Source organism: Citrobacter sp. Cpo037, assembly GCF_030332945.1.
Lineage (GTDB): Bacteria > Pseudomonadota > Gammaproteobacteria > Enterobacterales > Enterobacteriaceae > Citrobacter > Citrobacter portucalensis.
In genome coordinates, this window is sequence record NZ_JAOWGW010000007.1 from 165,419 (window position 1) to 176,348 (window position 10,930).

9 protein-coding genes are annotated in these 10,930 nt (G+C 53.8%); all 9 read right to left on the minus strand.

From position 1 onward, the window contains the following. Window positions 1-8: 8 nt before the first annotated feature. Window positions 9-551: an NADH-quinone oxidoreductase subunit NuoI gene (nuoI, locus tag OGX94_RS00780; RefSeq protein WP_003028062.1), complete on the minus strand. Its 543-nt coding sequence runs from the start codon at window positions 549-551 to the stop codon at window positions 9-11. 14 nt (window positions 552-565) lie between these two features. Then, window positions 566-1,543 (minus strand): NADH-quinone oxidoreductase subunit NuoH, encoded by a 978-nt coding sequence (gene nuoH / locus OGX94_RS00785; protein ID WP_003028063.1) that lies wholly within the window; start codon window positions 1,541-1,543, stop codon window positions 566-568. Further along, on the minus strand, window positions 1,540-4,266 hold the full coding sequence (gene nuoG, locus OGX94_RS00790; protein ID WP_032934609.1) for an NADH-quinone oxidoreductase subunit NuoG: 2,727 nt from the start codon (window positions 4,264-4,266) through the stop codon (window positions 1,540-1,542). Before nuoG ends, nuoH begins: the two co-directional genes overlap by 4 nt. Window positions 4,267-4,346: 80 nt before the next feature. Continuing rightward, window positions 4,347-5,684: an NADH-quinone oxidoreductase subunit NuoF gene (gene nuoF, locus OGX94_RS00795; RefSeq protein ID WP_003834753.1), complete on the minus strand. Its 1,338-nt coding sequence runs from the start codon at window positions 5,682-5,684 to the stop codon at window positions 4,347-4,349. Next, on the minus strand, window positions 5,681-6,181 hold the full coding sequence (gene nuoE / locus OGX94_RS00800; protein WP_003028069.1) for an NADH-quinone oxidoreductase subunit NuoE: 501 nt from the start codon (window positions 6,179-6,181) through the stop codon (window positions 5,681-5,683). The genes nuoF and nuoE overlap by 4 nt, the downstream gene beginning before the upstream one ends. 2 nt (window positions 6,182-6,183) lie before the next feature. Further along, entirely contained in the window at window positions 6,184-7,986 is a 1,803-nt protein-coding gene (gene nuoC, locus OGX94_RS00805; RefSeq protein ID WP_003834757.1) for an NADH-quinone oxidoreductase subunit C/D, read from the minus strand. Window positions 7,987-8,071: 85 nt separating this feature from the next. Next, window positions 8,072-8,734, minus strand: a complete 663-nt coding sequence (gene nuoB, locus OGX94_RS00810; RefSeq protein WP_003028075.1) for an NADH-quinone oxidoreductase subunit NuoB — start codon at window positions 8,732-8,734, stop codon at window positions 8,072-8,074. A gap of 15 nt (window positions 8,735-8,749) precedes the next feature. Continuing rightward, window positions 8,750-9,193 carry an NADH-quinone oxidoreductase subunit NuoA gene (nuoA, locus tag OGX94_RS00815; protein WP_003028077.1) on the minus strand — a complete coding sequence of 148 codons (444 nt, stop codon included), beginning with the start codon at window positions 9,191-9,193 and terminating at the stop codon, window positions 8,750-8,752. A 627-nt stretch (window positions 9,194-9,820) separates the two neighbouring features. Then, window positions 9,821-10,759: a transcriptional regulator LrhA gene (gene lrhA, locus OGX94_RS00820; protein WP_003834760.1), complete on the minus strand. Its 939-nt coding sequence runs from the start codon at window positions 10,757-10,759 to the stop codon at window positions 9,821-9,823. Window positions 10,760-10,930: the final 171 nt, after the last annotated feature.

The window sequence follows — 10,930 nt, forward strand, 5'->3', positions numbered from 1 at the left end:
CCCTCTCCTTACGGTAACAGGCTCTTGACGTCGATAGGCTTAGCTTCGTTCTCTGCTTCGCCCTTATCTTTGCCGTCGATTGCCATACCTGCCATCCGGTAGAAGTTATATTCCGGGTATTTGCCCGGACCGGAGATCAGCAGATCCTCTTTCTCGTAAACCAGGTCCTGGCGCTTGTACTCACCCAGCTCGAAATCTGGAGTCAGCTGAATAGCCGTAGTCGGACAGGCTTCTTCGCACAGGCCGCAGAAAATGCAGCGTGAGAAGTTAATGCGGAAAAACTCCGGATACCAGCGACCGTCTTTGGTCTCTGCTTTTTGCAGAGAGATACAGCCTACCGGACACGCTACCGCACACAGGTTACAGGCAACGCAGCGCTCTTCACCGTCTGGATCACGAGTCAGAACGATACGACCACGAAAACGGGGCGGTAGATAGACCGGCTCTTCCGGATACATCTGCGTTTCGCGTTTCGCGAACGCATGCAGGCCGATCATCCAGATACTGCGTACCTGGGTGCCGAAACCTACGAACAATTCTTTTAAGGTCATGGTCTTTGTGTCCCTTATTGCGCCTGCCAGAGAATGACAGCCGCCGTTACCAGCAAGTTGACGAGCGTCAGCGGCAGACAGACTTTCCAGCCGAAGGACATTACCTGGTCATAACGAGGACGCGGTAACGACGCACGAATCAAAATGAACATCATCATGAAGAACGCGGTTTTCAGCGCGAACCAGACGAATGGCGGTAAGAACGGGCCATGCCAGCCACCGAAGAACAGGGTAACCATCAGTGCAGAAATGGTGACGATACCGATGTACTCACCCACGAAGAACAGACCGAATTTCATACCGGAATATTCAATGTGGTAACCGTCGGCCAGTTCTTGCTCGGCTTCTGGCTGGTCAAACGGGTGACGGTGGCACACCGCCACGCCCGCGATGGCAAAGGTGACAAAACCAAAGAACTGCGGAATAACGTTCCAGATATCAGCTTGGTTGTTGACGATGTCGGTCATGTTAAATGAACCGGCCTGCGCCACCACGCCCATCAGGGAAAGTCCGAGGAACACTTCATAGCTCAGCGTCTGCGCAGACGCACGCATCGCACCGAGCAAAGAGTATTTGTTGTTACTGGACCAGCCGGCGAACAGTACCGCGTATACCGCGAGGCCCGCCATCATCAGGAAGAACAGGATCCCGATGTTCAGGTCAGCAACCACCCAGTTCGGACTCACCGGCACGATGGCGAAAGCCAGCAACAGCGAGGTGAAGGCGATCATCGGTGCCAGGGTAAAGATGACGCGATCCGAGAATTTCGGGATCCAGTCTTCTTTAAAGAACATCTTGATCATGTCCGCAACCAGCTGGAGCGAACCGCCCCAGCCAACACGGTTCGGTCCGTAACGGTTCTGGAACAGACCCAGCAGACGACGTTCGCCAAAGCTCATGAATGCCCCGCAGGTGACCACCACCAGCAGGATCACGACCGCTTTGAGAATGCTCAGCAGGATCTCAATCAGATCGGGTGTAATCCAACTCATTGTTGTGCCTCCTGCAGATCCTCAAGACGCGCACCAGCCAAAACCGGCGCGATGCCAGGCATACCCATCGGCAAACCAACCTGCCCTGCCGTTAATCCTTCGGCTATTTCAACCGGCAATGTAACCGTGTTGCCATCGTAGCTGAAAGAAACGCGCGTACCGGCATTAACACCCAACTTCGCGGCATCAGCCGGGTTGAGTTTGATGTACGGCTGCGGCATACGGGTCTGGAAGACCGGCGCACGCTGGGACATTTCGTCGCTGCCAAACAGATGGTAGTACGGCGCGATACGCCACTGACCATCCTGAGCCTGGAAGCTCGCCGGAACGGTAGTGAAGTAATCCAGACCATCCGCAGAAGCTTCGATCAGGCGCACACCCGGATCGCCATGACGCAGTTTACCGCCCACTTCATCCTGGAACTTGTTCCACGCCTGTGGGGAGTTCCAGCCTGGAGCCCAGGCAAACGGAATTTGTGAACGCGGCGCAGACGGTTGGTTGTTCCCTTCCATAGAGAAGGCGAACATGGTGTCTTTGTCCTGCGGCTGGCGCGGTTCGTGTACGCTGATGTTGGCGCGCATTGCGGTACGACCGCTGTAGCGGTGCGGTTCACGTGCCAGTTTCTGTCCACGGATACGGAAGGTTGCGTCCGGCGCGGCATCTTTGATACCCGCCAGTTGCGGCAGCTTCTCAACGACCGCGTCGATAACGTGGTCGAGCTGCGTCCAGTCCACTTCACGGCTCTGCACGGTGCTGTGCAGCGAATGCAGCCAGCGCCAGCTTTCCAGCATGATAGTGTTACTGTCGTAGTAGGACGGATCATAAACCTGGAAGAAACGCTGGGCGCGGCCTTCGTTGTTAATCACCGTACCATCGCTTTCGGCGAAGCTTGCGGCGGAAAGCACCAGATGAGCGTTTTCCATAATTGCCGTACGCTGATGGTCAATGACCAGTACCAGAGGTGCTTTCGCCAGCGCAGCGTTCACACGCGTTGCTGAAGCATGGCGATGCAGGTCATTCTCCAGCACCACAACGGCGTCAGCACGACCTGTTTCCAGCTCGGTCAGCGCATCGTCAAGGGAACCACCGCCAATCATACCCAGGCCCATGCTGTTAACAGAGCGAGCAATCATGGTGATGCCAACGTCTGCGCCACGGCCTTTCAGCGCCTTCGCCACGTTGGCAGCCGCCTGAATCACTTCGGCGCTACCAGCGTTGGTGCCGGAAATAATCAGTGGTTTCTTCGCCCCGGCCAGTGCCTGAACGATAACGTCAATTTTGTTCTGCAGGTCACGGTCGATACCGTCAACCGCCGGAGCGTTGTTATCCAGCGCATGAGCGATAGCGAAACCTAAACGCGCCTGATCTTCAACCGGTGCACGATAGGTCCATGCGGCGATGTCATCCAGACGGGTGTTATCGACGTTGGTAACGAACAGCGGGTGCTTAGCACGCTGGCCGATGTTAAGGATTGCTGCGATCTGCCAGTCAGCCACTTTCTGTGCCGCCGCCATTTCACGCGCTTTACCTTTCACCGCCTGACGCACTGCCAGCGCAACGCGTGCGCCGGTCTGGGTGACATCTTCGCCCAGCACCAGAACCGCATCATAAGATTCGATTTCGCGCAGTGCCGGAGTATGAATCCCGCCGTCACGCAGCACGCTCAGTGCCAGTTGCAGACGTTCCTGCTCGCCCTGGGCGATACCGGTATAGAAGTTTTCCGCACCCACCAGTTCACGCAGCGCGAAGTTACTTTCAACGCTGGCGCGCGGGGAGCCGATACCAATTACTTTCTTCGACTGACGCAGAATATCTGCCGCGCCCTGCATCGCCTGCTCGGCGTTCAGCGTGATCAGGTCATCGCCACGACGCTGTACCGGCTGACGTGGACGGTCTTTCAGGTTCACGTAACCATAGCCAAAACGACCACGGTCGCAGAGGAAGTAGTGGTTAACGGTACCGTTATAACGGTTTTCGATACGACGCAGTTCACCGTAGCGTTCACCCGGGCTGGTGTTACAGCCGATGGAACACTGCTGGCAGATGCTCGGCGCAAACTGCATGTCCCATTTACGGTTATAACGCTCGGAGTGCGTTTTATCAGTGAAGACGCCGGTCGGGCAAATTTCTACCAGGTTACCAGAGAACTCGCTTTCGAGCGTACCGTCTTCCGGGCGACCGAAGTAGACGTTGTCATGTGCGCCATAGACGCCCAGATCCGCGCCATCGGCGTAATCTTTGTAGTAACGTACGCAGCGATAGCAGGCGATGCAGCGGTTCATTTCGTGAGAGATGAACGGCCCCAGGTCCTGGTTACGGTGAGTACGCTTCGTGAAGCGGTAGCGACGGAAGCTGTGACCGGTCATGACGGTCATATCCTGCAGGTGGCAGTTGCCGCCCTCTTCACAGACCGGACAGTCGTGCGGGTGGTTAGTCATCAACCACTCCACGACGCTTTCGCGGAACTGTTTCGCTTCTTCGTCATCAATAGAAATAAAGGTGCCTTCGGTGGCCGGTGTCATACAAGACATCACCAGGCGACCACGCGTGTCTTCCGCGTTTTGATATTGCTTCACCGCACACTGGCGGCAAGCACCGACGCTTCCCAGCGCCGGGTGCCAGCAAAAGTACGGAATATCAAGGCCGAGAGACAGACAAGCTTCCAGCAGGTTGTCCGCTCCGTTGACCTCATATTCTTTGCCGTCTACATGAATCGTAGCCATAGTCAGCATGCTTCCAGTTGGCTCGGTCGTAACCGAGCGTTAATCGAATTTCTTATCGCGATACAGGGCTAACCCTGTAATCACCAGCGCTCTTTCAGCAGGTTCGGCTGAATACCACCAATCTGATGGGTATTGCTGAAGGACTGCTTGATGCCAGCTTCGAATTCTTCGCGGAAATATTTAATGGCGCTCTGCAGCGGTTCTACTGCGCCCGGTGCGTGTGCACAGAAGGTTTTACCCGGGCCGAGGAAACGACACAGTTGCTCAAGTGTCTCGATATCCCCTGGCTGGCCTTCGCCACGCTCCAGCGCGCGCAGAATTTTCACACTCCACGGCAGACCGTCACGGCACGGCGTACACCAGCCGCAAGACTCGCGGGCAAAGAACTCTTCGAGGTTACGCACCAAAGGAACCATGCCAATCTCGTGATCGACAGCCATGGCCAGCGCGGTGCCCAGACGGCTACCTGCTTTACCAATGCTTTCGAATTCCATCGGCAGATCGAGGTGTGCTTCGGTCAGGAAGTCAGTCCCTGCGCCGCCAGGCTGCCAGGCTTTGAACTTCAGTCCATCGCGCATGCCACCCGCGTAATCTTCGAGGATCTCACGCGCGGTAGTACCGAAAGGCAGTTCCCACAGGCCAGGATTCTTCACGCGACCAGAGAAGCCCATCAGCTTGGTGCCCGCGTCTTTGCTCTTCGAAATGTTCTGGTACCACTCCACGCCGTTCGCGAGGATAGCCGGTACGTTACACAGGGTTTCGACGTTGTTTACGCAGGTCGGTTTGCCCCATGCGCCAGAGCTTGCCGGGAACGGCGGCTTGGAACGTGGGTTAGCACGGCGACCTTCGAGGGAGTTGATCAGCGCGGTTTCTTCACCGCAGATGTAACGCCCTGCCCCGGTGTGGACAAACAGTTCGAAGTCGAAACCAGTGCCCATGATGTTTTTACCAAGCAGACCGGCTTCGGTCGCTTCGGCGATCGCGCGACGCAGATGCACGGCGGCTTCGATATATTCACCGCGCAGGAAGATGTAACCACGGTACGCTTTCAGCGCAAACGCGGAAATCAGCATGCCTTCCACCAGCAGGTGCGGCAGCTGTTCCATCAGCAGACGGTCTTTATAGGTGCCCGGCTCCATTTCATCGGCGTTACACAGCAGGTAACGGATGTTCATGGATTCGTCTTTCGGCATCAGGCTCCACTTCAGACCGGTGGAAAAGCCCGCGCCGCCGCGCCCTTTCAGGCCAGCGTCTTTTACCTGATTAACGATTTCGTCCGGTGACAGCCCGGTCAGGGCCTTACGCGCACCTTCGTAGCCGTTCTTGCTACGGTATTCGTCCAGCCAGACCGGCTGTTTGTCATCACGCAGACGCCAGGTCAGCGGATGGGTTTCGGGAGTACGGATAATGTCTTTCATTTATACCGCTCCAGTAGTTCGGGAATGCCTTCCGGGGTCAGGTGAGCGTGAGTATCCTCATCGATCATCATATTTGGCCCTTTATCGCAGTTCCCCAGGCAACAGGTCGGCAGCAGCGTAAAGCGACCATCAAAGGTCGTCTGCCCCGGCTTGATGTTGAGTTTTTTCTCAAGCGCGGCCTGAATCCCCTGGTAGCCGTTGATATGGCACACCACGCTGTCGCAATAGCGGATCACGTGGCGACCTACCGGCTGGCGGAAGATCTGGCTGTAGAACGTGGCAACACCTTCTACATCGCTTGCCGGAATACCCAGCACATCAGCGATCGCGTAGATCGCCCCATCCGGCACCCAGCCACGCTGTTTCTGAACGATTTTCAGCGCTTCAATGGACGCCGCACGCGGGTCTTCGTAGTGGTGCTTTTCGTGCTCAATCGCTTCACGCTCAGCCGCACTCAGCTCAAAAGCCTCGGTTTGTGGTTGTTGATTCTCGTGCATAATTAGCGGTCCACATCTGACATAACAAAATCGATACTACCCAGATGGACGATTAAGTCGGACACCAGGCTGCCACGTACCGCTACCGGGATCTGCTGCAGGTGCGCATAGCTCGGGGTGCGGATACGGGTACGGTAACTCATGGTGCTGCCATCGCTGGTCAGGTAGTAACTGTTGATACCCTTAGTCGCTTCCACCATCTGGAAGGACTCGTTTGCCGGCATAACCGGACCCCACGAAACCTGCAGGAAGTGGGTGATAAGGGTTTCGATATGTTGCAGCGTGCGCTCTTTCGGCGGCGGCGTCGTCAGCGGGTGATCCGCTTTGAACGGGCCTTCCGGCATGTTATTGAGGCACTGCTCAAGGATGCGCAGACTCTGGCGCAGCTCTTCAACTTTCAGCATCACGCGGGTATAGCAGTCGGACACGCCGCCGCCAACCGGGACTTCAAAGTCAAAGTTTTCGTAGCCAGAGTACGGACGCGCTTTACGCACGTCGAAATCAATACCGGTCGCGCGCAGCGCAGCACCGGTACAACCCCAGTCCAGCGCTTCTTTCTTACCGTAAGCGGCAACGCCCTGCGAACGGCCTTTCAGAATGGTGTTACGCAGTGCGGCTTTCTCGTAAGAATCCAGACGTTTTGGCATCCAGTCGAGGAAGTCACGCAGCAGCTTGTCCCAACCGCGCGGCAGATCGTGTGCCACACCGCCGATACGGAACCAGGCCGGGTGCATACGGAAACCGGTGATCGCTTCCACCACGTCATAGATTTTCTGACGGTCGGTAAAGGCGAAGAATACCGGGGTCATCGCGCCGACGTCCTGAATGAACGTGGAGATGTACAGCAGGTGGCTGTTGATACGGAACAGTTCGGACAACATCACGCGAATCACGTTGACGCGATCCGGCGTGGTGATACCAGCCAGCTTCTCAACGGCCAGTACGTAAGGCATTTCGTTTACGCAGCCGCCGAGGTACTCAATACGGTCGGTGTACGGAATGTAGCTGTGCCAGGACTGACGTTCACCCATCTTTTCAGCGCCACGGTGGTGGTAGCCGATGTCAGGTACGCAGTCGACGATTTCTTCGCCATCAAGCTGCAGCACAATACGGAAAGCACCGTGAGAAGACGGGTGGTTAGGACCGAGGTTGAGGAACATGAAGTCCTCGTTTTCGGTGCTACGCTTCATACCCCAATCTTCAGGTTTGAAGGTCAGCGCTTCCATTTCCAGATCCTGTTTGGCTTTAGTCAGCTCAAACGGATCAAATTCGGTCGCACGCGCCGGGTAGTCTTTACGCAGCGGGTGACCTTCCCAGGTATGCGGCATCAGCAGACGCGTCAGGTGCGGGTGACCTTCGATATCGATGCCAAACATTTCCCAGGTTTCACGCTCGTACCAGTTGGCGTTCGGGAACAGTTTGGTGAAAGTCGGTACGCGCAGATCGTTTTCAGACAAAGCCACCTTGAGCATGATATCGCGATTGCGTTCAATGGAAATCAGGTGATAGAAAACGGAAAAATCCGCGGCAGGTAACCCTTCGCGGTGCGTACGCAGACGTTCGTCCATGCCGTGTAAGTCAAACAGCATGACGTAAGGTTTCGGCAGTCTCTTTAAGAAATCGCCAACTTCCAGTAATTGTTCACGCTTGACCCAAACAACGGGTACCCCGGTGCGAGTCGCCTGAACGGTAAAGGCATCCGGCCCAAAACGGTTGCGCAGTTCGCCAATGACCGGGTCATCAAGGTGATCCCGTGTTTGCCATACGGCGTCTTGCGCGGTTAAGTCGGTCATATTGTTCACCATTGCAAATGGTCCGTGGTGGTCGGCAGTGCTTCGCGCTATTTATGTAGTGATAAGCGAAGGAAGTGCTGCTGCCGACAGGCGCAAATTAAATCTCGTCTGGTGTACGAAGATTCGTTACAGCAATACGTTCGCCGCGTTTACGCTCGCGTTCTGACTGCATATTGGCGCGATAAACGCCCTGATCGCCAACCACCCAGGAGAGCGGACGGCGTTCTTTGCCAATGGAATCTTGCAGCAGCATCAGAGCCTGCATATACGCTTCTGGGCGCGGCGGACATCCCGGGATGTACACATCGACCGGAATAAATTTATCAACGCCCTGCACCACAGAATAGATGTCGTACATACCGCCGGAGTTGGCGCATGCGCCCATGGAAATAACCCATTTCGGTTCCAGCATCTGATCGTAGAGGCGCTGAATAACTGGCGCCATTTTGGTAAAGCAGGTTCCGGCTACGACCATCAGGTCAGCCTGACGCGGCGATGCACGCAGTACTTCCGCACCAAAACGGGCCACATCGTGCACGGCGGTAAACGAGGTCACCATCTCAACGTAGCAGCAGGAAAGGCCAAAGTTATATGGCCAAATTGAGTTTTTACGGCCCCAGTTAACCATGTCATGCAGTTTGCCCATGAACACGTTTTTGTTAACTTCTTGTTCCAGGGGGTCGGTTACGATCTCCTGTTTTTGCAGGGGGTAACGGTCGTTCTCACCGTTAGGATCTATGCGGGTGAGCGTATAATCCATCTTAATGCCTCGCGGTTAGCGTTGACGATTAGCGATACTGTTCGTTTCCGGGTTCATACGCTCGCGGCGTGAACGCGCGGGCGTCCAGTCCAGCGCGCCAATACGCACCAGATAAACCAGACCTGCCAGTAACACAAAAATAAAAATTGCAGCTTCCACAAAGCCAATCCAGCCGCTTTCACGGATAGAAGTTGACCATGCGAACAGATACAGCGCTTCAACGTCGAAGATAACGAAGAACATGGCTACCAGATAAAACTTGGCAGACAGGCGCAGGCGGGCGGTGCCGACCGAGTCGATACCTGATTCAAACGGCACGTTTTTAGATCTCGCGCGTGCGCGACCCCCTAAAAACCAGCCGCCGACGAGCATCAGGCAGCACAGGCCAATGGCAACGATAAGAAAGATAGCGAATGCCCAGTGATGAGCGATGATTTCAGTGGATGTTGACATACTCATTGCTTACTCATCAAAAGTAGCGCCAAATTCTCTGCTCTTTTCGGCAGATGAACGCCACATCGATTCATGGGGAGGAATAAAAAAAACCTTACAATCACTGTGAAAAATCATTTTATACAGCTAATTGATGGGGTTTTTTACTCCTTTCTATAACCTTTTGTCAACTTTAACAAAAGTTTCTTCACATTATTTTACACTGTTCCAACTTCATTAACATAAAGTGCTCTTTAGACCTATTTCGATTGCATCATCGGTCATTTTTAATGTTGTTGAATCGTGTCCGTAGTGAAGTAAAAAAGATAATACACGTCTATTTTGACAGGAATTCACCCAGATGCCTCCCCCTAAATGGGAGTATTTTCTTGATCTGTGACACGCTTTTGTTAATTCACCATAAAAAACAGCAACAATTTCTCTAGTTTTTTAACATGGAAACATTTAACAACTCAGCTGATTATTTTTCATCCTATTGTCAGTCAGTTTTTTTACCTGCTGATTTTGTTAAGTTTTAGTATATGAATGAACAGAAAGCAGTAATATTTGCATAAAAAAAGAGCCGCTGGATGTTTTTTCATCATCAGTGGCTCTTTTTTACACTTACATTTTAAAACGTTTTTTTGTGACGCTTTACTCAAAGTCGCCTTCAACAATCAGCGAGTCATCTCCCCCTTCAGGGGTAAACTGATTGTATTGCCAAGGATTTTGATATGTCTGCATCGACTTAAAGATAACCTGAGCTAATTCATTTTGCGTGGCCGGATCGCTGCACAGCAGATACTCGGTATCAGGCAGAGGTGGCAATCCGTCTGCCGCACCCAGTACGCGTAAATCAGGGCTCATCATTTCGACAGGACGGGCAGTAACGCCCAGCCCTGCTTTTACCGCCGCGCGGACCGCAGGCAATGTTGAAGCGACATAGGCCAGACGCCACGGGATCTGTGCTGCATTCAACGTCGCCAGCACGATATCGCGAAACGGGCTGGGATCGTCCAGCAGAACTAACGGCACTGGTTCCCCTTTTTGCAGGATATATTCGGCTGCGCAATACCAGTGCGTCGGTGAAGTCCGCAAATTCAGGCACTCAAAATCGCCAGGTCGGTTAGTGGTGACCACTAAATCCACTTCTTGCGACTTAAGCATCTCCACCATGTAGGCATTGCGTTTCACTCTTACATCCAGTGCAAGTTTCGGATAAACCGAACTTATACGGTTAAGCAGAAAAGGGAGTATGGTATCGGCGGATTCATCAGAAGCACCGATAGTTAACACCCCCTGAAGATTGTTAAACATCAATGATGAGCATGCCTCATCATTAAATCGCAGTATTTTCCTGGCGTAACCCAACAACTGGATACCATGTTCGGTCAGCAGTTTGTTGCGTCCATGGCGCGCGAACAACTCTTTCCCCACAAGTTGTTCAAGACGCTGCATTTGCTGACTTACCGCAGACTGAGTTCGACATACCGCAGCTGCCGCAGCCGCAAAGGTATTCAGGTCGGCAACAGCAACAAAGGTTCTCAGCAGATCGAGGTCGAGGTTAATTATCGGACGATTTGCATTTATCATAGTTTTTCACTTACTCGCGGGTCATACCGGGTTAATGCTGTGCATTCAGAATCAAACAACTCCATTTGTAATGTGCCTCCCTTCAGTTTCGCTTAGGGAAGGTGCGAACAAGTTCCTGATATGAGATCATCATATTCATCCGGAGCGCATCCCAGAGGGACATCATGAGCC